Origin of the sequence: Citrobacter sp. 50677481, assembly GCF_001463265.1 — a bacterium.
GTDB lineage: Bacteria > Pseudomonadota > Gammaproteobacteria > Enterobacterales > Enterobacteriaceae > Citrobacter_A > Citrobacter_A sedlakii.
Map to the genome: position 1 here is coordinate 412,247 of NZ_LNHZ01000061.1, position 24,858 is coordinate 437,104.

At 39.7% G+C, this 24,858-nt stretch carries 21 protein-coding genes and 4 pseudogenes; 10 read left to right on the plus strand and 15 right to left on the minus strand.

Going from position 1 to position 24,858, the window contains the following annotated elements; genetic code table 11:
• Positions 1–2: 2 nt before the first annotated feature.
• From APU02_RS18515 to APU02_RS18560, 10 genes are all read right to left on the minus strand, one after another.
• Complete coding sequence (locus tag APU02_RS18515) at positions 3–668, minus strand: 4'-phosphopantetheinyl transferase superfamily protein (protein WP_060570868.1); 666 nt, start codon at positions 666–668, stop codon at positions 3–5.
• Between the two features lie 86 nt (positions 669–754).
• Positions 755–1,066: a hypothetical protein gene (locus APU02_RS18520; RefSeq protein WP_060570869.1), complete on the minus strand. Its 312-nt coding sequence runs from the start codon at positions 1,064–1,066 to the stop codon at positions 755–757.
• Positions 1,067–1,121: 55 nt separating this feature from the next.
• Positions 1,122–1,898: an SDR family oxidoreductase gene (locus tag APU02_RS18525; RefSeq protein WP_060570870.1), complete on the minus strand. Its 777-nt coding sequence runs from the start codon at positions 1,896–1,898 to the stop codon at positions 1,122–1,124.
• Positions 1,899–1,906: 8 nt separating this feature from the next.
• The gene (locus tag APU02_RS18530; protein ID WP_060570871.1) at positions 1,907–2,677 is read right to left on the minus strand and encodes an SDR family oxidoreductase; all 771 of its coding nucleotides are present in this window, start codon (positions 2,675–2,677) and stop codon (positions 1,907–1,909) included.
• Positions 2,678–2,679: 2 nt separating this feature from the next.
• On the minus strand, positions 2,680–3,807 hold the full coding sequence (locus APU02_RS18535; RefSeq protein ID WP_072197148.1) for a hypothetical protein: 1,128 nt from the start codon (positions 3,805–3,807) through the stop codon (positions 2,680–2,682).
• Positions 3,808–3,811: 4 nt separating this feature from the next.
• The gene (locus APU02_RS18540) at positions 3,812–4,900 is read right to left on the minus strand and encodes an AfsA-related hotdog domain-containing protein (protein ID WP_082636860.1); all 1,089 of its coding nucleotides are present in this window, start codon (positions 4,898–4,900) and stop codon (positions 3,812–3,814) included.
• Between the two features lie 8 nt (positions 4,901–4,908).
• Positions 4,909–6,750, minus strand: a complete 1,842-nt coding sequence (gene asnB / locus APU02_RS18545) for an asparagine synthase (glutamine-hydrolyzing) (RefSeq protein WP_060570874.1) — start codon at positions 6,748–6,750, stop codon at positions 4,909–4,911.
• 26 nt (positions 6,751–6,776) lie between these two features.
• Entirely contained in the window at positions 6,777–7,787 is a 1,011-nt protein-coding gene (locus APU02_RS18550) for a 3-oxoacyl-[acyl-carrier-protein] synthase III C-terminal domain-containing protein (RefSeq protein WP_060570875.1), read from the minus strand.
• 11 nt (positions 7,788–7,798) lie between these two features.
• Complete coding sequence (locus APU02_RS18555; protein ID WP_060570876.1) at positions 7,799–8,026, minus strand: hypothetical protein; 228 nt, start codon at positions 8,024–8,026, stop codon at positions 7,799–7,801.
• A gap of 137 nt (positions 8,027–8,163) precedes the next feature.
• Positions 8,164–9,645 carry an MFS transporter gene (locus APU02_RS18560; protein WP_072197149.1) on the minus strand — a complete coding sequence of 494 codons (1,482 nt, stop codon included), beginning with the start codon at positions 9,643–9,645 and terminating at the stop codon, positions 8,164–8,166.
• A gap of 172 nt (positions 9,646–9,817) precedes the next feature.
• On the opposite strand from APU02_RS18560, the gene APU02_RS18565 reads away from it, so the two are divergent.
• Both APU02_RS18565 and APU02_RS18570 read left to right on the plus strand, forming a co-directional pair.
• Entirely contained in the window at positions 9,818–10,735 is a 918-nt protein-coding gene (locus APU02_RS18565; RefSeq protein WP_060570878.1) for a LysR family transcriptional regulator, read from the plus strand.
• A 30-nt stretch (positions 10,736–10,765) separates the two neighbouring features.
• A pseudogene (locus tag APU02_RS18570) lies at positions 10,766–10,996 on the plus strand (Rpn family recombination-promoting nuclease/putative transposase); the annotation flags it as partial.
• On the opposite strand, the pseudogene APU02_RS27025 reads toward APU02_RS18570, so the two are convergent.
• Positions 10,993–11,544 (minus strand): annotated as a pseudogene (locus APU02_RS27025) (DUF2913 family protein). The pseudogenes APU02_RS18570 and APU02_RS27025 sit on opposite strands and share 4 nt — an antisense overlap.
• Positions 11,545–11,707: 163 nt before the next feature.
• Between APU02_RS27025 and APU02_RS18580 the strand changes: the two are divergent.
• Positions 11,708–11,989 (plus strand): annotated as a pseudogene (locus tag APU02_RS18580) (transposase); the annotation flags it as partial.
• 86 nt (positions 11,990–12,075) lie between these two features.
• Here APU02_RS18580 and APU02_RS18585 read toward each other — a convergent pair.
• A pseudogene (locus APU02_RS18585) lies at positions 12,076–12,435 on the minus strand (tyrosine-type recombinase/integrase); the annotation flags it as partial.
• Between the two features lie 291 nt (positions 12,436–12,726).
• Here APU02_RS18585 and APU02_RS18590 point away from each other — a divergent pair.
• Genes APU02_RS18590 through APU02_RS18600 form a run of 3 tightly spaced genes read left to right on the plus strand, consistent with a single transcriptional unit; the run spans position 12,727 to position 17,815 of the window.
• Positions 12,727–13,677: a DUF4007 family protein gene (locus APU02_RS18590; RefSeq protein ID WP_060570881.1), complete on the plus strand. Its 951-nt coding sequence runs from the start codon at positions 12,727–12,729 to the stop codon at positions 13,675–13,677.
• Entirely contained in the window at positions 13,677–16,976 is a 3,300-nt protein-coding gene (locus APU02_RS18595; protein WP_060570882.1) for an ATP-binding protein, read from the plus strand. The genes APU02_RS18590 and APU02_RS18595 overlap by 1 nt, the downstream gene beginning before the upstream one ends.
• A 2-nt stretch (positions 16,977–16,978) precedes the next feature.
• Complete coding sequence (locus APU02_RS18600; protein ID WP_060553423.1) at positions 16,979–17,815, plus strand: phosphoadenosine phosphosulfate reductase family protein; 837 nt, start codon at positions 16,979–16,981, stop codon at positions 17,813–17,815.
• Positions 17,816–17,860: 45 nt separating this feature from the next.
• On the opposite strand, the gene APU02_RS18605 is transcribed toward APU02_RS18600, so the two are convergent.
• On the minus strand, positions 17,861–20,218 hold the full coding sequence (locus APU02_RS18605) for a DUF262 domain-containing protein (RefSeq protein WP_060570883.1): 2,358 nt from the start codon (positions 20,216–20,218) through the stop codon (positions 17,861–17,863).
• 310 nt (positions 20,219–20,528) lie between these two features.
• Here APU02_RS18605 and APU02_RS18610 point away from each other — a divergent pair, with 310 nt between their 5' ends.
• From APU02_RS18610 to bamE, 4 genes are all read left to right on the plus strand, one after another.
• On the plus strand, positions 20,529–20,966 hold the full coding sequence (locus APU02_RS18610) for a hypothetical protein (protein ID WP_032422798.1): 438 nt from the start codon (positions 20,529–20,531) through the stop codon (positions 20,964–20,966).
• Entirely contained in the window at positions 20,935–22,251 is a 1,317-nt protein-coding gene (locus APU02_RS18615) for a relaxase/mobilization nuclease domain-containing protein (RefSeq protein ID WP_060570884.1), read from the plus strand. Before APU02_RS18610 ends, APU02_RS18615 begins: the two co-directional genes overlap by 32 nt.
• Before the next feature lie 306 nt (positions 22,252–22,557).
• Entirely contained in the window at positions 22,558–23,211 is a 654-nt protein-coding gene (locus APU02_RS18620; RefSeq protein ID WP_032422802.1) for a hypothetical protein, read from the plus strand.
• Positions 23,212–23,311: 100 nt separating this feature from the next.
• Positions 23,312–23,614, plus strand: coding sequence for an outer membrane protein assembly factor BamE (gene bamE, locus APU02_RS18625; RefSeq protein WP_131729053.1), 303 nt, complete (start codon positions 23,312–23,314; stop codon positions 23,612–23,614).
• Between the two features lie 72 nt (positions 23,615–23,686).
• Here the strand turns inward: bamE and APU02_RS18630 are convergent, their stop codons facing one another.
• A complete protein-coding gene (locus APU02_RS18630) occupies positions 23,687–24,100 on the minus strand; it encodes a hypothetical protein (protein ID WP_060570885.1) in 414 nt (137 codons plus the stop codon).
• Positions 24,101–24,441: 341 nt separating this feature from the next.
• A complete protein-coding gene (locus tag APU02_RS18635) occupies positions 24,442–24,858 on the minus strand; it encodes a hypothetical protein (protein ID WP_060570886.1) in 417 nt (138 codons plus the stop codon).

Consider the following 24,858-nt stretch of genomic DNA (forward strand, 5'->3'; position numbering starts at 1 on the left):
CATTAAATAGCAATAACGCAAATTATATTTGGCAAAAAATCTATCGGAAATAGATGCCAACTCTGAAAGATATTTACATTCAATAAATTTTTATAAGCCAGAAGTTTTTCATCAACAAGTGGAACCTTAATTTCCTTCGCATCACCAGAGAAGCCACAACCGATACATTTCAGCACAGCCTCTTTTCTTGTCCATGCGCGTAAAAAACACTCTGGCCAATCAGCCTTACTTAGGATTTCTTCGGCTTCTTCATCTGTAAATATATAGCCCGCAAGATGTTGATGTATTGGACGATTTTTTAGCTCAATATCAATACCAAGAGGCTTGTTTTTCGAGAACGCGATTACAATAACGTTACCCGTATGGGACACATTAAAGTTTATCTTTTGATCAAAATCCACTATGTATGGTTTACCATACTCATTTTTTGATATAGCCCCTTGAAAGGGCGCCGTGTTAAACATAAACCCTAGTGCTCTGCGTAAAAAAGCTTTACCTGCAATATATCGGTTACGTGTAGAAACACTCGAAAATTCCTGAGACATTATTTTCTCGTCTTCAGAAAGGAAGATGGCATCATCCTGTGTAAAATCAGAATAATTTCCCACGAAAACGGTAATGTCTTCACCATCGTTATCTTTTAAGTAAGCTACTTCGCGCCAAAGCATATAATTATTTACCCCACTTCATACTAATAAATAGTATAGAGATGTACCCGTCAGAATACCGACCCTTCTACAGGGTCGGATAAAAACTAATTCTCTATATTTTTTAACGAAAGTTGAATTTTATCATTAATAAAGCTCAACATTTTACCATATGTTTTAAACGGGGAGTTTTGAAATGAAAGATCTTGCTCTGTTGCAAGTTTAATTTTATATCCAAGCACCTTAAATAACTGTTGTTCTACATCTGAAATGATAGTCAACAGACTCAATGAATCTAGCTGTCCCGTTGAAGAATACAGTTCAGTATCATCTCCTTCAGAAAAATCAAAAGGTTGGTCCATAAATGGCTCTTGTCGATAAATAGCAGTTTTTAAAATATCGTTAAGTCCGTTCTCCATAATAACCCCCAAATGTAAACTGTAATTATTTCATTTGTAAAAAATATACCAAAGTTCATAGAATATTTCTTAACTCTATAAACTCACCGCTTATGATTCCTTTGCATCCTTGCTCAATGATCCTTTGATAAATTTCTATTGCACGTTTCTCAGGACTAACTGCGTATCCGGGCTTATTAAACCTTTCTCTTAATTTTAAATGCTCGGGAAATTCGTATAATCGATCCTTTGAAATTATCCCTAAAGATAAATCAGTCAGAATATTACACATACCTAATACAGCAAAAAACACGTCTGGGTTTTCTTGAGCATAAACGCCGCACAATGCATTCAAGGCAGCCTTAGATATACTATATGACAACATACCAGCACGGTATCGTGTACCAGCAATAGAAGCTGATGCCACAACAAGTGCCGGTTTAAAACCTGATAGAAAAAGCACGTCAAGAATTAACTTATTAGCCAGAACATTAACCATCATGGCCTGTTGTAATTGTGAAAGATCATATTCATCAGTATGCAATGGTGCATTCGAAGAAACACCAGCATTAAGATGTATAACCGACACACCCAGTGTAATAACAGGGTTAAATTCTTGTTCAAATAATGCTGCCACCTGCTCAGGATCTTGCAAATCACACGATTTGAAAATAAACCGATCGTGCCCGGCAAGCTGAGTCGGTTTATGTCGTGCTGTACCGTATACTGTCCAACCTTTATCGAGATAAACACAAGCCAGAGCCAGACCTAAGCCTCTGCTCACTCCAGTAATGAATACTCTCTTAGAGGCTTCCTGCTGTTTCTGGTTCTCGGGTGAACTCAAAGTACGCATGATTTCCCTTAAAATTTCCCGGCACTAAATCCGCCATCAACGGAAAGCAATGTCCCCGTTACATAGGATGACTGCTCACTTAAAAGCCATAATATGGCGGCAGTGATCTCTCCTGGCTCGGCAAAACGTTTCATTGCGGTTGACTGAATTTTCTCTTCTGTTGATGCAGGGTTAGCACGAAGTCGCTCCTCTGTGTTCATTCCACCTAACGTCGGGCCCGGGCAAACCGCATTGATCCTCACCACACTCTTCCCTTCAGGTGGATTAGCACTTTCAACTGCAGCAACCTGTGTCAACATATTTAATGCCGCTTTACTGGTAGAATATGCACTTTGCCGTGGTTGTCCTAAAACTCCGCCACAAGACGAGACATTTACAATTGAACCTTTCTCACCCAGAGCCATAAGGCGAATCTGGTGTGACATCAATAACAATGGTCCAATAAGATTAACCTGTAAAACACGGTTCCACTCGTTTAAATCCAGTTCTTGTACCGAGGCCCTTTTAGTGGTTATACCTGCATTATTAACAGCAAGATCTAAACGCCCATGCTCCTTACGAATTAAATCGAAAAGCTCAATTACGGAACGTTCATTTGTGACGTCAAGCTGAACATAACGTGAATTACTACCCAGTTTTTCCTGCGCATTCAATCCGTCTTCTTTATTTCTTCCCGTGATGTAACAAAAAACACCCTTTTCGATCAAGCTTTTACTTACATTAAACCCAATCCCACGGGTTCCGCCAGAAACTAATGCGATTTTTCCAGTATAAGACATTTTTATTTCTCCTGATATTTTAATTGAATATTATTGGGGCGCAAATAGCGTGGATTCACACAACAAAATACCCTGTCTGCTGATGGTTCTTTCTTATCCCTCAAGCAATACGAATCCCAACGGCAACGGAAAACACTATCATAATCTCCTGCCAACTCTTTATTAACAAACTGATGATCTGCAACAACCGCTCGCCCAAAACCAATAAAATCGGCGTCTCCACTGTCAAGAATCTCATCGGCCAATTTCAGACTATCAATATTAGAAGCAAAACCAATAGGCAAAGCTGTTCTTTGTTTAAAGAAACGCCCAGCCGATCGAGAAATATCAATTGTGAAGTTTTTATCGCTCAAGAACTTACTATAAGTCTCAGCAATTCCTGTAGCACCAATGATTGCATCAGCCCCAGCTTCTTCAATAGCAATAATGACATCACTTAAAATATCGACATGAATTCCTTCTTTACCCAAACCATCATCGATTTGTAGACGCACAAATATTGCCATTTTACCACCAACAGAAATTTTAATTCTGCGAATGATTTCGACCAGAATTAGCGATCTTCCCAGCGGTGACCCCCCCCACTTATCTCTTCGCCGATTAGTTCTCGGTGAGAGAAAAGAACTCAATAGGTAGCCATTAGCTGCATGTATTTGAATTGCAGGCGCACCTATACTTAATGCCAGACACGCAGCCTTATGAAACTGATCAATATATTCTTCAATGCGTTCTTCATTCAAGCATGTCACATCACCAGGAATATTGGATAGATTATTACTTAAAGAATTTTTTTCAGGCTTTACACCATAATGTTGCAATTGAACGCCTAAAATAAATTTTTTATTATTCGCACTTTCAATAACTGGCTTTAAATAATTCGCATGTTCTTCAGAAACAATTTTCATGCTGCGATCTGTATATTGTGACAAAGGGTCAACTGATGCATTTCCTAAAAAGCCAAAACCACATCCTCCTTCCATGAGAGAATCATATATCGAAAAAAATTCTGGAAGAGGCCTTCCCAGTGGGTCACAAAGATCAAACCCAACCGAGGAAAAATACATTCTGTTTGTTGCTAACTGATTTTTCCCAAAAGATATAGGCTGCGTCAAATTTGAATAATCAGACATAATTTCACTCGCTGTTCACGTTAGTGCCAACAGAATTTTCGACAAATCCTCGCTTGATCATCTCTTTAAGACTTTCTAACTCTTCAAATGAGACTCGCTCAAATAACCAAATACTCTCCCCATTTCCTTCACCAACCCTATAAATAGATGTGCTGAAAGATATCGAATTATCATAAACAAAAGTTATAATCGCCTTTTCTATATCTTTATTCTTTACCCTGCTAGTAACACACCCCTTACCTGATACACTTTTCAATACAACAATATTCTGACTAAGATCATGTGACGTAATCAATACTGTTAGTGGCGAGTGACTTAAAGGCTTAAATACATTATCAGTATTGAGCAGCACATTTCTAGCCAACTTAAATTTCTCAATCGAAATCACGGGTGCCACAGTTTTGATTTTTGCAATCAGCTTCGCCTGTTGATAGAACGAAATTGAATACGCAATTTCCTTTGGCGCTGATGATTTTGTTAAAGTAAAATCATCAACAACAACTTCCACCGGATACATAAGTTCACAATAAGAGTAAAAATCAGCTTGCATTTGACTTAAACTTACAGTGACCTTCCCTAACGGATGTTGAGAGTAGGTATACAATTGATAATAAATTGCCTGTCTGGCTGCTTCCATAAACATAATGCCGGGAACATGCTCATGCTGCTTTCTGTAAAAGAAATAGTGATCTGCATTATTGACTAACTGAAAACTGGTTGAATAACGTTCAACATGGCATTCATTCAGGAAAGAAGTAACATTCTCAGCATTAATAAAATCATGATCGAAATTATTTTTTTTAATCAACAAATCAAGCCTCTGAAATGGAATGCCTTGGTAGATCAGTTCAGTATTACCTTCAAATTCCACTTCTGATAATAACTCGTCATAATCATCAATATAAATATAATCACCATTTACATTACGATGATAAAATGCTTTTAAAGTAACACCAATATTCTTAGAAATAGGGCCTTTCGGCATAACAATGGCGGGCATAACTTTTCTCGGATTGCACAATAACACGTCATCAGCGCTCCCTTTGTGCAATAATTTTGGCGCAATGGTATCTTTATTCTGAATTGCCATCATATCTCCTGTTATGCCGTAACGTTGACTTGGTACTGGTTCATCCAGCGATGCATCCAGAGCACCATTTCAATACTTCCTCGATTGTAAGGCTGGCTTATTTCTGATGAATCTCTTTTTAATAGACTGATAATTTTTTCACGGTCAATCAGTTCGTAAACCGGTGAGCGGTTATTTTCAAGAATCGTACGTAACTCAACTCGGAGTCCATTTTCATATGCACCATCCTGGGTGGCCGGATACGGTGTTTTGATTCGGTTAACAATCCCATCCGGTAGTAGGTGCCGTGTTGCGGCACGCAGTAAACTTTTTTCTCTACCGTCAAAACTTTTCATTTCCCACGGTGTATTAAATACATATTCGACTAACCGATGGTCGCAGAATGGCACGCGAACCTCCAACCCAACCGCCATACTCATACGGTCATTGCGGTCAAGCAATGTGGGTAAAAATCGAGTAATGGCGAGATAAGACGTTTTCCGCATACGCCAATCTATATCGCTTTCTCCTGGCAAAGTAGGGACTTCTTTCACCGCTTCGCTATAGCGTTCAGCTCGATAATCTTCACGTTCTAATGAAGTAACAAAGTCACGTGATAGCAACTGGAGACCACCAAAATAGCGTGACGATCCCGCAGTTAACCAAGGAAATGTATCCGCATCTCTGGCTGCTGGGTTTCTAAACCATTGATAGCCGCCGAAAATTTCATCAGCTCCCTCGCCTGAAAGGGCAACGCTAGAGTGGGTTTTTATCTCGCGAAATAACAGATACAAAGATGGCCACATATCTCCCCAATAAGCAGGTGGCGCATCTACTGCACGTAAGACCTTTTGCCTGACGGATTCATTGAGCATATCTTCACTGCGTAGCAATAACTCAGTGTGTTTGGTGCCCGCGTGCTGGGCGAGCATTCGAGCAAAGGGCGCATCGGCGGCTCCTCTCACCCCATCAGCTTGAAAAGTCTCGATGTTACGACTGAAATCAACAGAGAAGGACGGTAAATACCCTGAAGATAAGGATTTAGCCGCCATCGCGGTGACTGCGGATGAATCAAGCCCTCCCGACAGGAGAGAACATATCGGCACATCTGACACAATTTGTCTGCTCACTGTGTCAGTAAGCAACGTTCTGACTGTGTCAATAGTCGTTTCCAGAGAGTCAACATGTTCCCTAGCTTCTAATGCCCAGTAGGTCTCTTTTTGTAACCCATTTTTATCAAATATCAGCATCGTACCCGGGCGCACTTCAAATACGTCATCATATACAGTACATTCAGGTGTTTTCAGCATATCGAGTATTTCACAAAATCCATTTCTTGAAATACTTGGTTGAACAACACCGCTGACAAACAGAGCTTTCGGCTCTGAAGCAAAAATGACGCCGCTCTCAGTCAAAGCATAATAAAGAGGCTTTATCCCCATGCGATCGCGAAACATAAAAAGCTGATTACGTTGACAATCCCAGATGGCTACCGCGTACATGCCATTAAGATGATGGACAATATTTTCTTGCCAGTGTAAGTAGCCTTTGAGAAGCACCTCCGTGTCACTGGTTGTATCAAAATGATAACCTAATCCTTGTAAATCTCTTCGTAGTTCCTGAAAGTTAAACACTTGTCCATTAAATGCAATCACTGCATGGTTACCATTAAAACCTCTGGCTTCCATTGGTTGAGCACCATGCTCAATATCAATAATAGCTAATCGCTGATGTCCTAGAGATGCATATTTATCATTCCAGACACCTTGACCATCTGGCCCACGATGTGCTAATGATTCCGTCATGGCTTGTACACAAAACGTTCTGTCAGAATTTCTATTTTTAAAATCTACCCATCCAGTAATACCACACATTCCACACCCCTAATTTTTAAAAGTTTTCAGTTATCTAGCACTACTGTGGGCTTAATAATTTTTGTTTTTTCCAGATTTATCAACATCGCATTCCAGGAAAGGCCAACACCAAACCCACAGATGATTATGTTTTTCCGTGAATGACTCCAGTCTTTTCGACTTAACAATAAAGGAATAGAAGTCGAATTAGTATTACCAATACCGTCAACATCTGCAGGCAGTTGTTCATCATTCAGACTCATGACGTCTCTCAGGTATCCAAGAATTAACTCATTTGGCTGATGTAAGGCATAAAGTGCTATTTCATTTTTATCAACATTCGATTCTGATAACAGTGTATCAATAGCTTCAGGAACACGTTTTAGGGCAAAACTCATAACAGCAGCGCCATCCATTTTCAAATAGCCAACCGTTCCGGAAATTGCGCCTTCTTTTTGATAATGCATTCCTACACCAAGGGATTTTCTGCCTTCCCCATCAGCGCCATAAACAAATGTAAAAGTGTCCTCACCACTGGTGATCAATGATACCGATGCAGCATCGCCAAACAGCATTCTGGATTGATACTCTTTGTCATCAATGACACGGGAATTAACATCACCAGTACATACCAACACATTTTTACATACACCCGCCTTGACCAACGCAGCAGCCTGAATCAGCCCATTGGCGTAACCAGAACAACCCGAATTAAGATCAAGTAAAAAACAGTTTTCGCTGAGACCCAAAACCTGATGAAGAGAAAATGAGGTTCCTGGGCTCCATATATCGGGTGTTTGAGTGATAACGATCAAACCATCTATCTTATTCTTCTCAAAATCAATATTGTTTAGTAAATTATTTACTGCGGCAGTCATCAGATCTGTCGTTGATATATGCTTAGCAACCCTGATTGACTTTATTCCTGTTCCTCTAATAACACGTGAGACATTTTTCTCTCCATACATAAGAGTAAAATCAGATGCTTCCATCACCGTAGACGGTATTGCTGCTGTAATTGCTATAATATTAACGCCAAAAATTGAATGAGTATGCATTTTATAAAACCTTATTCCACCAGTAGGAGAACCAGATCATTCACGACTTTGATCTTTTTCATATCTTCTACGGTCACCTGCTTCCCTGTTTCTTTAGTGACTAATGCGACTGCCGCGAGAATTGCAAAAGAGTCCCATTTTTCATTCTCATTTAGATTGGTATATGGATAAATATCTTGAGGTTCCATATCCAAAACTAATGCGAGTTGTGGCCGAATAGTTTCAATATCTTTTTTCATCTTAATGCCCTTGTATTTTATGAGAGCAAAGTGTTACCTGGAGCACTCTGTTCCATAATAGTGACGAATAAAATTTTATTTTTTATCGAAAATGAATTTTAATAAACAGGATATCAGCTTGTTACGACTTTATTTGATCATTTTTTTTGTGAAATAAGGCGTGCCAGTAATCCAAGAATTGCCGGGGCCAATGTGCCGTACAATGTAACCCAACTGATACCATTTACAAAGGCATCATGTGCTGTGGCAACATTCACGCCACCCAGAAGTTCTGCATTGAAGTTGCCTGCGGCAATCGTATTGGCGACACTTGCCAGTGAATCGACATTTACGCTATGAACCAGCTCGGCTGAGACGCCAGATAGCAACACAAACCCCATCACGGCGATATTCACTGCGAGTGAAATCATGCGGGCGCTGAATTCCATTCCCGATGCCATGCCTGCACGTTCTGGAGGCAGTGAGCCGGTCGAGGTATTGGTTACTGGTGTATTTGTCAATCCTAACCCTACTCCAGCAATCAGACAGCCCGGTAGTAATGTCAACCAGCTAGCATGTCCACTGGAAATGGTTACGTGCAGTAACGCAAAGCCAATCGCGATGGTGAATAATCCCACTGGTATAATAAAACCTGGGCCGCGTTTCTGTAACAGGCGCTCAGCATAAGGCGGAACTACAATTGTAGGCAGGGTATAAGCCAGTACAATTAGCCCTGCCACCACGCTGCTGTAGCCCAACACTGACTGTAAATAGAGCGGAAAATAGATAACGAACGGCCAGAATGAAAAATTCATGCCGCTAGCTCCTAACATTGCTATTGAGAAGTTGCGAATGCGGAAAGCTTTAAAATCAAAAATAGGACGTTGGCTCTTCAGCTCAATGATAATGAACAGCAGCAGGCTTGCAATACTGAGCGCAATAATTTCCAGGCCCTTACCCGATGCCAGACTTAATTCATGCCCCTGTGTAATGAGATAGACAAAACCAAATACGGCGATCGGTAAGGTGATAATACCCCCAAGATCAATTTTCACCACGTGCGGATCACTCGACTCCACCACGCCCATCCGGGCAGCAAAAATGGTCACCACGGCAATCACAACATGAATAAGGAACACCCAGTGCCAGCTCAACAGAGCAAGAATACCCCCACCAATAACAGGGCCAAATCCAAGGCCAAGGCCGAACATAATTCCCCACCACCCAAAGGCAACTCCTCGCTCAGGCCCGTCTCTGAACTGATGTGAAAGCACAGCGACCTGACAGGAAAGCATGGCAGCCGCACTGGCACCTTGCAGGAATCTGGCACTAATAAGCACTGGTGCACTGCTTGCCATTCCACAAATGAGGGAGGCAATACCAAAAACAGTAATCCCCACAAGGAAGATACGCTTACGGCCAAATCGATCTGCCAGAGCACCCATAGCAACCAGACAAGAGCACATTGCCAGGGTGTAGGCATTCATAATCCATTGAAGTTGACTGAACTCTGCAGGCAACATTTTTTCGAGCGTTGGTAAAATTGATGGGATACTGGTGATTTCCAGCCCTAACATAATGGCGGATAAGCACACAGCACTCAGTGCTATCTTATTTTTTGATGATAAGGTCGCAGCCATTCCTTTTTTGCTCCGTCGATTTAAAAAGATGACATTTCTTATGAAAGCATTTATTAAGATAATGTTTTCTTTTTAGCTAAATGTTCTAACAGTAAAAAAAAGTATCACTTTTCAAATTAATTAGACATGGTAAAATTTGGTATATCTGTGACAACAAAATGGAATAGTTGAGATGACCACGCTGGATATTGATTCCGTACGCGCATTTATCATGATTGCAGAGTCAAAAAGTTTCACTCGTGCGGCGACTGAACTGGGCACAACGCAAGGGGCTTTAAGCGTTAAGCTGAAGCGACTCGAGGATAAGCTTGGGAAAAAATTGATAGAACGTACGCCTCGTCAGGTGCGTCTCTCTGTTTTTGGAGAAAAATTTATCTCATCCGCGCGTGATTTTCTCAGCTCTCATGATCGGGCAATATCCAGCTTAGTAATGACTGATAGCAAATTCAAATTGGGCATTTCATGCTATGTGATGGGACCCGAAGTGCCGGAAATTCTTTCACAAATGAAGTCATTAGACCCTACGTTATTGATAGAGGTGACTGTTGACAGCTCTCACGTGTTAATGAATTCATTTAACAACGGTCAGTTGGATGCAGTGATTGTGCGTAATAATGATGACCGCCGCGAAGGGCTGGAACTGTGCCAGGAACGATTTGGCTGGTTTGCTACCGAAAAATATACCTTTATTCCCGAGCGCCCTGTGCATATCGCCAACCTTTCTCCTGACTGCGGTATACGCGATTTGACTTCTCAACGTTTACGCCAGTCGGGAATTCGCTGGGAAGAAGTGTTCGTCGGGGTGGGTATAACTGCCGTCATCGCTGCACTCAGCGCAGGCATTGCGGTAGGCGTATTGCCTTATCGTATCGCGCCGGTAAACCTGGTCGAAGTGAGCACTAAACTCTCTCTGCCAGCGCTTCCCTCGCTGGCGATCGTATTACATTCTTCGCTGTCAGACCAAAAAACGCGATCCATTATTCGTACTATTCAACGTGTGTACAAAAACCATCACCAGGAAATTGCTGCTCCAGATATTAATACGAATGAAAATCAGGCGTTTTTTGAAGTTTTCAAGGTTATGACGTAACCAGAAGTAACCAGACGGAAGGGACACCGCGTACGCGAACTGCCACAGCGTGTGCCGCAACACGGAGACGCAATCATGACCATCGCACAACAGTTCGAACAGAAGGGTATTGAGAAGGGCATCCAACAGGGTGAACAACGTAGTATTGAAAAAGGCAAACATGAAGTTGCCCGTACCATGCTGCAGAACGGCATTGACCGCAATACCGTCATGAAAATGACCGGTCTGACCGAAGACGACCAGGCGCAGATCCGCCACTAATAATCCTTTCCTGCCACTCCCTGTCTGGCCATCAGCGAATACTGGTGGGGCAGGGAGACACCAGACTCAGGCTCTGCCTGCCACAGCGATTAAACATCTTCATTACCCCCGCTACGTTCCCCGTCAGACGCGCTGTCAGCGGATTTATCTGTCGGCCGCTGTCGTCAAAAACGACATTGAGGTTGCCCCGTGAGAGATAAATGCCATTGACGCCCGCACTGAGCGCCACGGCATTCCGGCCGGACCATTCCCGATCACTCAGCAGACGATAGTTCCAGTGCATATCTTTGGCTGTTTCCAGCGCATAGGTCAGCCGGAACAGATCGTTCTACTCAGTCAACTCGCCGGTGCAGGAGCGCCAGAGGTAATTCAGCTTGCTGGCCAGCTTCACGCTGACGCCCAGCTGGCGGCCCTGTTTCAGCAGCCACTCGGACATTACGCGAAAAATGACGTTGCTTCAGTGCTGTCGCCAGCCAGCGGGTAAGAAAGAGGTTTTCCTGTGCTGATGACAGCACATCGCCGTTCTGTCTGGCCAGCGCAAGCGCCACTAGGGCACACTATGCCAGATGGCCCGATTTTTCTGTCAGCGTCACTCCGCGCCCTTATCCTTATATTCAGCCCGCAAAATGCTAGCGGTTTCCCGTTAACGTTCATACTGAGCGTAGTTTAAGCGAAACAGTGGCAGAGTGGCATCCGGAAGCACCTGCATCCGCACAACAGTTGTCCCTCGACCTCTACCGGATGCTGAAAACGAAGAATAAATTCCAGTTAAATCAATGGCTCGCTGACGTCAGTCAGAGTGAGCTCGTTGAGCTTCAGCGTGTTGCTACCGGGATGGAAGCCGATGTAACAGCAGTACACGAAGCGATAAGCAGCAGATGGAGTAACAATGTTGTCGAGGGGCATGTAAATCGTCTGAAGATGCTGAAACGGCAGATGTATGGTCGGGAAAGGTTCGAGTTACTGAGACGACGGGTGATAAGTCCTCTGGCAGGAAAATCTCCACCCAAGTTGCGGAAGACCCAGTTTTGCAACGTTGGTAACAGTGGGCTTCTAAGTTACCACAGCTGGGTTTACACTTAACCCCGCTTTACCTTCGCATAATCAAACGGCGTAATAGCTCTCTCCCGATTCGCATCCAGAAAATCAGCCCACCACTGCAACATCAGCTTGCGCTCATCCAGATGTTCCGCTATATGGATATACGCCGCCCGCACCGAGTTACGTTCCATATGGCTCATCTGGCGCTCCACCGCATCCTTCGACCATAGCCCTGACTCAATTAACGAACTACAGGCCATCGTACGAAAACCGTGACCACAAACCTCAACTTTGGTGTCATAGCCCATCACCCTTAAAGCACTGTTTACCGTGTTCTCGCTCATGGGTTTACGCGGATCATGATCGCCAATAAAGATCAGCTCATGTTCGCCACAGAACGAAGGCCGGACTCGAACATTTAGATAACCTATTATAAAAAAAAGAAAAATAAAACAAACACACATGAAATACCAACGTTAGTACCAACAAGCGATACTATCTTCAGAGATATCATCGCCAGTCATCTGCCAAAATTACCACTCTTGATTTTCATAGCGCCTACTACTAACGCATTGCAAATGAAACCTCAATAACTGTATATTCGAACAGTAAAAAAATACTTACTACTGGATAAATCCTCCAGCGACATGCTATTCTTACTGGCAAACTTATCCAGTAGAAGAAAGACAATGGAAAATCTACTCGAACAACCAAGCTATACACCCCACTTCTCCGGTCATGAGACTTTCCCACTAAAGCAGATGTGGCTGAAAAAGTCTTATGATCAAAAAAACAGTGATAACACTCTTGACAAAGCTACGTTTACTCAGGAGGAGGCTATCGGTGTGTTTGGCGTAGGCAAAAACATGGTGTCCTCCATCAAACATTGGTCGCTCGCATGCGGGCTACTTGAGGAGTCTAACACCAACAAAGGCGTTTTCATTATTCCAAAAGAATGGGATATGATCCTTCAGGATAAAGGATTAGATCCTTTTTGTGAAAATCCAAGCACAGCTTGGCTCGCTCACTGGCGTTTAGCCGGCTTACCGGCAGCTAACAGTAAACATCGCTCTACAACTTGGTGCTATATCTTTAACAATATAACATCATCTTCATTTTCACGCGATAATATCGTAGAGCGTCTTAAAGATTACGCAGCAGAAAGAAATCTAAAAATCTCTGAAGCAACATTAAAGAGGGATGTTGAGGCCTGCATTAGATCATACTGCCCAAAATCTGATAACAATATAGAAGAAAACGCAGAACCACTATTATCAGAATTAGGTTTAATTCAAGAGGAAAGTCGAGGTCTGTTTTCCTTCAAGAGAGGACAGAAATACTCCCTCAGCGACCATATTTTTATTTTTTCACTCATCGAATTTTGGGAGTCATTATATTCTGAAGCAAATACGTTATCTTTTGAAACTATAGCATATGGTCCGTCATCTCCTGGAAGAGTATTTAAGCTTGATGAAGACTCTGTCGCGGACAGACTTGCAACCCTTGAAGAAAAAACAAATGGTTTCTTAAAGTGGTCTGACTCTTCAGGAATTAGACAAGTTGTAATATCAAATACATCTGAAAAACAATTAGCTAACTTAAAAATTGAACAAATTATTATGGCTTATGGTGATTTATAATGTTAATGGACAAAGTTAAAATTACTCAACAATATCAACGCTCTGTCCGAATTGATACAGACTTGGGACGCCTGGATTCATTAGATGGATATATTTGTAATAAATCGGCACAGAATGTTATTAATAATCTTTGCACTCAAATTATCAACTCTGAACAAAGAGCTTTTACCTTAACAGGCCCATATGGTAGCGGGAAATCATCTCTTGCAATCACGCTTCTTTCTACGTTGCATCCTAATGAAGAAATAAGGAATAAAGCTTATACTCGTTTAGATAAAAGTATTTTGCCATTATTTAAAAATGCATTTCCTATCACCAACGGTTGGAATATTTTACCAATAACGGGTAAAAGAACGAGTGTCGTACAAGAAATAAACAGCTCGCTGGATAAACAAACAAAATCTAACAAGAAGAAAGAAATTAAACCAAAAGGTACTGATCTCATTGATCGGCTAAAAGTACTTAGTAATTCTTCAACATATGATGGCTTGATTATAGTCATCGATGAAATGGGAAAATTCCTTGAGTATTCGGCTCAAGAAGAAAATGATATACATTTCTATCAGGATCTTGCTGAAGCAGCTTCAAGAAGTAACGGCAAGTTAATTGTTATTGGGATTCTGCATCAAGCATTTAGACAATACTCATCAAAATTAGGTAATGAGATACAAAACGACTGGGCTAAGGTGCAAGGGCGCTATGCAGATATACCATTAATTTCATCAAGTGATGAAACCATTGAACTATTGTCTAAAGCGATTTCAATTAGCGAAGATTTAAAAAATGATGTTAATGTAAATGCTGCTCAAATAGTAGCAGATGAAGTTAGAAAGAGAAGACCTTCAATCAGTGCACAGTTAGTAGAGTCTTTAATTAAATGTTGGCCATTACATCCAACAATGGCGACTATCTTAGGACCTGCATCAAGAAGGCATTTTGGTCAAAATGAAAGGAGTATTTTTGGTTTCCTGAGTTCTTCAGAACCTCATGCGTTCCATGATTTCCTGAAATCAACAAAATATAGCGAAGATCAAACATACACTCCAGAGCATTATTGGAATTTTTTGCGTACAAATCTTGAACCGGCAATACTATCTTCACCAGATGGTCATCGATGGGCTCAGTCTGTAGAAGCAGTTGAACGCGTAGAAGCTGGTTCCGACAAGCTAAAAATTAGCTTGATAAAAAATATTGCAATACTGGATTTCTTTAGAAATAGTACTGGTCTACCTGCCTCTAATGAAGTAATTAAAAGTATTTATCACAGTAATATCAATTATGATTTAGAGACATTATTAAATGAATTAAAGAAATCAAGTGTTATCGTTTACAGGAAGCATCTTGAATCTTGGGCTGTATTTGAAGGTAGTGATTTTGATATAGACGAGGAGATCAAGAAAGAATTAAACAATATATCCTCTCTTGATTACGAACTGTTGTCTAAAGCAGCAGGCATTCGCCCAGTCGTGGCTAAAAAACATTATTACCAAACAGGTTCATTACGCTGGATGGATATATCTCTTTGTTCATTAGAGGTATTCAAAGGGAAACTAAAGAATTTACCCCCTATTACCTCTGATAAATTTGGAGAACTATTTGTCATATTCCCAGAAAAAGGAATGACCCATTCTCAACTTAAAAAAGAAATTAAGAAAAGTAGAGATAACATACCTGAAAATATTATTCCAGGCGTACCTATTAAGACAGATAAAATTGTCGAGAATGGGTATGAGCTTATGGCTTTATATAAAATCCTTGACAGCAATCATGAAATAATAAGTGATTCTGTGGCTAGGAGAGAAATATATGCAAGAATAACAGTTCTAAAAAACATTATTGAGGAATCACTAAGAGAGGCATTACGCTATTCAGAATGGTTGATTAATGGCTCATGGGTTAATATAGAAAATTATTCATCAATTGCATCTACATTTGCAGATAAAATATTTTATGATGCTCCATGCCTAAAAAGCGAACTAATAAATCGCAACAGTCTTTCACCTAATGCTGTTAAAGCCCGTAAAGACCTGCTCTACAAAATGCTGTATGCTGAAAATCAAGAAAACTTAGGACTGTCCGGTTGGCCAGCCGAAAGAGGCTTACATGAGACATTATTAGTCATTCCCAAAATCCATAAATCTACAAATGGGAAATTTGGATTAACTATTCCAAATTATAACGATGATGTTGCAGTCTTGACACCTCTATTTAAATTCACAGATAAACTTTTCGCAGATGAAAACAAGCTTGTATCAGTACAACAAATGTTTTCACTGTGGGGCAAGCCACCCTTTGGTGTAAAGAATGGAATCCATCCAGTTCTCTTTTTGGTATATATTTTAGCCAACAAAGATAAAATGGCTTTATATAAAGATAATTACTTTATATCAAAGATAACGGATAGTGAAATAGATGAACTTCTTCAAGACTCTTCTCGTTTCCATTTGAAGAAGATCCTCATTGATGAAAATAAAAACAATCTACTTTCTCAAATTAGTAGAACCTTAACGCAGTTGAATATTCCTTCTTCAGGACAAGAACCACTGGAGATTGCAAGATCGCTCGTTGGTATGGTTTATGCTTTGCCTGAATGGTCTAAGCGGACTTCGACATTATCTGAAGATAGCAAGAAAATGAGAGATCTGTTGCTCAGAGCATCAGATCCTCACAAACTGTTATTTGTCGATTTACCATTTACATTCACTTCAGAGAATGATAATGATCTTTCAGCGAGGATCGAATCTTCAATTAAAGAATTAGTTAATTCTTACAACAACCTTTTACAAAATATTCGCAGAAAAATGCTAATAGCATTGGACGCTAATGATAATGATTTTGCTGAGATCAAGAACAGATCAAACACTGTTTCGGGAATTTCGGGCGATTTCCGGTTTGATGCTTTTTCAACCCGTCTAAAAGACTTAAATGAAACAAACGAAAGTATTGAAAGCATTTTAAGCTTGGCAGCGAATAAGCCGCCGAGACTATGGTCCGACAATGACATTGATATTGCATTAATAGAAATAGCATCTTGGGCTAAAAAATTCAAAAGAATTGAAGTGTTGTCTTCGATTAAGAATAGAAAACCTACAAGAGAAGCTTTTGCTTTTATTTTCGATGATCGAGAAAATGGAACAGTACAAGCTGAATATGATATAAAATCATCCGATATAAAAATCGTAGAAGATATTTCACAAAAAATTCTCTGTGAAATACACGATAAAGATTTTAGCAAAAGTATTTTACTGGCAGCTCTTGCAAAAGTTAGTATTGCAATTGTAAATGGTAAGGATGATTAATTATGGCAGAACGACATGTTTTAGGTATCTCTGGTGGCAAAGATAGCGCAGCCTTAGCGATATACATGCGCCAGCACCATCCTGAACTCAATATTGAGTATTTTTTCACTGATACAGGAAAGGAATTACCTGAGGTTTATGAATTTTTAGGAAAACTTGAAGGATTTCTTGGTAAAAAAATTGAGTATTTAAACCCTGACCGAGACTTTGATTTCTGGCTAAAAGAATACAATCATTTTCTTCCTTCGCCACAAACAAGATGGTGTACTCGCCAATTAAAGTTAAGGCCATTTGAGCTATGGGTCAGACCTATGCTTGCATCCGGCGACACCGTTACCAGCTACGTTGCTATAAGAGCGGACGAAGAATATCGTGAAGGGTATGCTTCAAAGCACAAAAATCTAAAAATCGCCCTTCCTTTTCGTGAAAATGGTATAGATAAAGCTGCTGTGGGTGAGATTTTAGAAGCTTCAGGCGTAGGCTGGCCTGAATATTATAAATGGCGTAGTCGCTCTGGTTGCACATTCTGTTTTTTCCAGCAAAAAATTGAATGGGCACGGTTAAAAGAATACCACCCAGATGCATTTGAAGAAGCAAAAGCTTACGAAAAAAATGCTATGGACCACGGTTCACCATTTACATGGACACAAGGAGAATCTCTTTCTGAACTTGAAAAACCAGAGAGAATAATACAAATATTCAAAGATTATGATGAGAGAAAAGCGAGAGCTTCTGCAAAGAAAACGCTAAATCCATTACGCCCAGTTGAAATCGAAGATATTGATGATATATATGGTGATGATGAGGGGAATGGTTCGTGCAATATATGTCATAAATAATTTAAGTGCACCCATTTGGGTGCACTATTTATTACCCGAAGGAACTTATTCAACACTCAACCAAGCATGAATACGGTCCCATGCTAACTCGGCGATTCTAACGCTACGTTTCTCTATAAGTTCTTTTGTCCAATCACCTTCAACTAAAGCTACAGCTTTAACAAGCGGTAAATATCTGGACTCTGACAATAGCTCACTTGTAGATTGTGCTAAATTTATTCCTTGTACCTTACCTTGCTCCTGTAATGGCTCTAATTGGTCTGGTGTCATTGCAGACAGAATCTTGTAAAACAATTTTTTCTTAGCCCAACTACCATTTTTAAGAGATGAGTTTTCACGACTTGGTAATAATGTTAAATTACCTAATCGATCAATAAGTTCTTGTTCCTCATAAATATCCTCTAACCAACCTTCGTGGGACTTTTCTTGAGGTGCGATGTGTTCAATCGTTTGTAATTGTTCACCTTTCCAATTTTTAATATCAAGCATAGGTAAAGTTCCCACTCTACCAGCTACGGTAAGGCCAGGAATATTTTTATCTTCTACGCTATCATGAGCTGCAGCCAATAGAATAAAGCGTGTAATTTCTTTCTGATTTGAATATGCAGGTATTTTTGAAATAGCCTTAACCCACTCATCCTTGCTTCCCACATTCCCTTCTTTTGCAAGTATTGATAAAAATGCCTTTTTAAGCCCAATCACATTTAAAGTAATTTCTGAACCAAATTCATTCATATCCCTTGCGAGAGGTTTTAAACCAACATCTTCATATCCATACATCATTAATCTACGATAATGCGAATCAATATTCTCTGTAGTACGACGTGAAGACCTCCAGAGAACAGAAAATGCAGTAATAGCTTTAACCGCATCAATAAAGTTATTAATTGCAATAGTTCTAAATTCTGGTGAAACTCTTCTTATTTCAGAGTAGAAACGAATTAAAGGACCAAGAGTAATTGTGTGATTAAATTTCCGAAGTAAATCAATACATAAAATAACTTCATCAGTCTGAGCTTCTTCAGCAGAATAAATCAACGAAGTTAATGACTTATCATCAGGCCAAGAATATCTTATAAATAGGGCAGCATGCGATAAATGTCTGACAAATTCTTGCTGTTGTTTTAATTCAGGAAATTTTTCAAAGCTATCCTTGAGAAAACGTCTTTGCTCACTAAGTCTTTTTGAAAGCTTCTCTCCTTTCTCCGCTAATGCGAAAGAAACAATCAACCGACTTGTCGCCTCCTGTTTATCATTTGATTTGCCAGTACTTTCGAGATAATTTTCAATCGCTTCTACATATTGATGTGATTTAGAACTTTCATACCCACTAAGTTTTTCGGCATTTATAATCTTAGGTTTGAAAGTTTCAAAAGCAGTTAATGGCTCCCCTGTCGTATTTAAAGATTCAAACATATCGAATGCATAATCTTCATTTTTGGCAGTAACAATAGTTATCGCAACACGGTCAAGGACAAAGTTAGCAAATAAAATTAATCGAATCAATTCTTCAAATGATTGATCATCATTCTTTATTAATTTATCTTTCACATATTCTGGAAACTCCGATTTTAAGAGAAGATTTTGAAACTTCTCATTTTCCAAAACACTTGATATTTCTGGAAGTTCTAATTCTGGTTGATCTGATTTTACAGAGGCCTTTCCTGTTGAATCATTTGTTTTGCATATATTTTTGACCAGAGCATATACTGTTTTCCGGCCCTCAGATAGTGGCTTGTATTTACTACTATTCTCTTGTTCACTTTCAGGAGGATCATATTTAAAGTTTTTCTTGATTTCCTCACGACCATATTTACCATACGTGTGCAAATAATGACCTATAGCAGACTTATAACTCGCCTTATCCTTTTTACGAGACCACGAGTCGTCATATGCTCTAATCATTCTCGGATAATATCGAAAATTTTCATCGCCATAATCTTTGTCTTCTTCGAATGTTTTTGCTAATCGACCGATCACCTTCATGCATTCTTCGACTAACCAAATATCTGCATCGGCTTCGCTTTTTTTATTTATCTTTTTAACTAACCTAATTTTTATCTCTTCATGTAATACAGTATTCACTAATAGTAATGTAGTCAATCTTTGTTGACCATCTATTATAGTCATAACCCTGGAAGGAACATCTCCCTTAACTATAGGATCAACCGTAACTAAATTTGTATCGTGAATTGCGATTATAGTACCTAAAAATGTTATTGCATCATCTCGGCTTATAAGCGTTGTGAACCCATGGCAAATATCCTCAATTAAACGTGTTATTTTAGGCTTATCCCAAGAATATTGCCTTTGATATGCAGGCACATATAATCCTTGACCATTCTCACAGAGATACTCCCAAACACTTTTGGGCTGCGCCCCGAAAACATCTTTGATTTCCATATAACCCCTTGATTTCATACCATTTATTAAAAAAAATTAAGATTTTGGTATTTTACCATAAATGTGATTTTACCAACTATGGAAGACTTAGCAATAATCATCAAGCAATACTCACTAATCATCTCTAAGCAAGGGCTAACTCATCGAAGCGCTACGCTGCTTCTTCGAGTTCCCCTTGTTTTTTCGCCCTTCGGTTGAAAAAAATTAAAAGCAAAATCAACACACGGCATTGACATTACTCGCTTCTATCATATAAATAAATTAAGCATAAGGAATATGCTTTTATTTAATTGTATGAAAAGGAGTTCATATGTTCGAAAATAATACTTTTAATAAGATCGTTGTCAGTAAGCACTCCCATAATGGAAACGTTAACGAAGAGAAGCTCACACACAACCAGCTTCGTTCTCATTGCGTCAGTGTAAGATTAAATGATGAAGAGCTAACGCTTCTCAATGAGAGACGTTGCCGTCATCCTAAAGGCGAGTGGCTTCGCTTATCTTTACTTAATAAACTTCCTGCTGTCGTTCCAGCTATCAATTTTGAAGCCTGGAAAACCCTTGGTGAGATTTCGCAGAAGCTAAACAAGCTTGTGGCTCATCTTGATAGCAAGAGCTATGAAAGCTCTCTGACGCAAACTGAACTCTTCGCCGTAAAGCGTCAGGTCTCAGAACTTCGCTTGCATTTAATTACCGCTGACCTGTGGAGAGCTTCCCATGAAGGGAATGCAAAAAATCCGCAGGGGTAAGAGCTTCGCTGGTGTAGTGCTTTACGCATTAAAACCAGCTTCTCATCATAAAAAAGATCCGATAGTGATTGGCGGGAACATGGATGGAAGCTCCGCTGAAGATCTGATAGTTGAATTTAATACCACAAAAGCGCTTCGTCGTGATGTGGTCAAACCCATATGGCACAATTCGCTTCGCTTGCCGAAAAACGAAGCGCTGACAGATGCTCAGTGGTCAGGGATTGCTGATGATTACATGTCCCGAATGGGCTTCTCTGAAACGCACCTCAGATGCTATGTCCTTCATGATGATGCGGCCGGCCAGCACATCCACATTATTGCCAGTCGTATAGATCTATCCAATAGAAGTCTTTACTTGGGCAAAAATGAAAACCTCATCAGCACCCGTATCATCCAACAGTTAGAAATAGATCACCATCTGACCAAAACCAAAGGGCCAGAATTGGTAGCATCACCATCCCCAGCTTCGCTATCCAGAAAATCCCCGCCCCAAAAAACGATAATCGCAATACCGAAGCCTAAAAAGCTATCGCGTAACGAAGCGATGATGGAGAAGTATAAAGGAGAGCTATCACCCAAATCGGTTATTCAGGAAGCCCTGGAAGCATTACTTGTCGATAAACCATCTACCACTGATTTTGTGATGCAGCTTGCCGCCAACAATATCAAAGCGCTTCCGAATATTGCCTCAACAGGGAAAATGAATGGGTTTTCATTCGAATATCAGGGGATTGCTTTCAAAGCTTCGCAGTTAGGAAAAGGTTATTCCTGGTCTGCCTTACAAAACAGGCTAGATTACCAGCCGGAACGCGACAATGCTTTCCTGTTTGCATTGAAAATGCCCTCAGTCAGTAAGGCATCGGTTAGCGAAGCGCCTGATAGTGCCATAGCAACACATCCACATGAAATCACAACAACGGAAGCTAACAGCCCCATAGCAGCGCTTATCCATGATAACAGTGCTGGTCAGGACGAATACACTAACGCTTCAGTCAAACCGATTCACTTAGAAGCAGGTGCTGGTGCTCAAGAAGCGTTTGCAACCCAAGCGGTAAAAGAAGCCTCCAAGCGAAGCTATATGATTTCAACATTCAGATGGTTAGAAACCATCCCCTATCTCAACACCATTAATACCATCTTCAAAAAACTCAAAATCCCAACCCTTAAACGCCCTAAAAAACACAAAACCATCACTGGCATGAGAGTGGTAGAGATTACACCTATCCCCCAAAAAAACTTCATCGAATCTGCACCTCAATCCAAAAGAACTTCGCTTTCGATGTAAGGCTGGCAAGCCTTTTTTTTGACAGATACAAGTCAATATATTGATCGTTTATACCGATCGATAATCTATAGTTGATAGCTCGCGACTATCATTAATCTGTAATCGATCGGTACAAGTGATTTGCCTTTCCTGCAAACTCAGTCAAAATGTCAATTTACAACTATTCATCTAATAGACTGATTTAACTAGTCTATTTTCTTATTCTAATAAGAAGAAGGTTTTGAAATGGCAGATACCATCTCGTGTGTATTCCTTGATTTCTCCATAAGACGAATATGACTTCATTCAGAACACATAGGAACTTTTATGAGTATCTCCACTACGAAACACCATAACATTGGTCTGTCTGAGCGACAGCAACAAGAAATCATTACTAATGAATTCGAAGTGTTTGGTGAAACTTTCAAGTTTGCGGAGATTTTCTCTGCGACTGTTATCAGTTCCAACCCAACAAATGCTCAAATCTTGGTAAAAACAGATGATGGCGATGAAAAGCAGATTTCAGCCTATGGAATCGCGTTCAGGCACTCACACAGGATTCGTCTATATGAGCTTCGAAAGTATAGTAACGATAACTTGTGTGTCGTATATGCAGATGCGATCATTGTTAATTTAAACACTGGTGAATATAAAGTAAACTTAAGCAGTAAAACCGTCATTATTCCAGCTTTACTGACAATACTATTTCATAATGCTTCGACGGCATCCTTTTTTAGAGCAATGCCTGTTCCGAAATGGTTTTATTTTCTCTTCACGTTGCTTTGCTTGGCTTCTTTCATTGCATTTTGCTCATTGCTTATGGGATTCAAAGACGGATATGTGTGGGATGAGCACAAGTATATGTGGCTCACATATTTTCTATCAAGGATCGGAAGCTTCGTTTGTATCAAATGGATTAAAAGAAGAAGCGAGAGATTTGAAAATGAACTTAGAAACCTTATTGAGTCAGTAAAACGCTAAAATTTAAAAATAAAACGGAAATTTTTGTATGAAAAAAATCATTATCGTAGGATTCGTTTTTATGACCTTGGCAGGTTGTTCTTCAGTAGGCAACCAGTCATTGAAAAATGAGACGCAGGAAAGTGTGAAGACCAAAGTTGTTAAAGGCAAAACTACAAAACAGGACGTGTTAGCATCGTTCGGTGAACCTGACAGCCGCTCCTTGATCGATGGTGAAGAACAATGGTCTTACACTATGTATAACAGCCAGTCCAAAGCTACCTCTTTCATCCCTGTTGTTGGGCTGCTTGCAGGCGGCGCAGACTCACAAACGAAATCTCTGACAGTTTCTTTCAAAGGCGAAAAAGTTAGCACATATATCTTCAATGCTGGAACAAGCAACGTGAAGACTGGCATCTTTTAGGTAAATGACAAAACCAGCATCAGGGGAAAATTTAACCCGTAGACTTTCAATCTACGGGTTTTTTAATGAAAATCACAATCCATACTTACTTTTTTTTGCCATTTTAACCAGCTCTTTTTTTAACGGCATCTGTTCATACTTCTTCTTTTCATGAAGATAAATTCTTTCAGTGCGACTGCTATTTTCGACTATGTAATTGATAAGAGAAGAACATACTCGCTTCATACGCTCTTTATCAATAAGATCATCATCTAACTTCTTGATATAGCTATAGTATGATAACAACAAAAAAGTTAACACAACCTCCCTGTTGGAAAATGTGAGCTTTTCTATTTCATTTTTATACTTGATATAAAATCCAGCGCAAAACAAGTAAGACTTCTCTGTGATATCTTTTTCGTAGAAACCAGATTGAACCAACTTATCAACGAATCGATCCAAGAGAAGAAGGTGTCTTTCCATTAAATTAATATTTATTTTATCCATAACATGCATCCTTGCAATTAATAATTTTCCCTTCTATATTTAAATATCACAAGTTTATAAAAAATCAATATGGGCGTTAAGATTTCTTCACAATTTACACCAAATGAGTTTATATTATTTTACAATCACTTTGTCTTTGGTTAATAGTAAATAATGGAGCCAAATGATCTTCCTGCCGAAATCCATATATACCGAGATCGTTGAAGTCGCTTGATTAGCTCTATGGGAGATCAACACCATGCCTAATAAGGGATAATCTTAAAGCAACAAATTAGAGATCTGTTTTTGAAAAACAAATTATCATGTTGTACAAGAAATAGTTTCGTTATACCTACTAATCTCTATCTGGTTTTGCGGTCATGACGCTCTCTGTCTATCTCAGGAAGAGAGCTATAGAGTTGATGCTCTTTGATACCAAATTTATAAGCATTATATTTAATTAGCATATTCTCCTGTAAAACACGGTCATGTTGCACCTCCAAAATAGCCAATTTATCTTCCAGATTCTTAATATGTTGGGCAGCAATATTAAGGTTTGCTGGCTTTTTTATTTTTGAATCGTCGTCCTTTATACCTTTTTTCTTTTGATTGAAGACCACTACGATATCTTTATGACAGTTTAAAGTCTGTCGTGTAGGCTTTCTTCCCAAACGTTCTGCAATCTTTTCGCAGAGTAAATCCCACGTCAATTTACCATTCCATTTGATAATTATTTTTTTAATCGTATCAATTTCAAATCCATTTAAATGTTTTGCCAT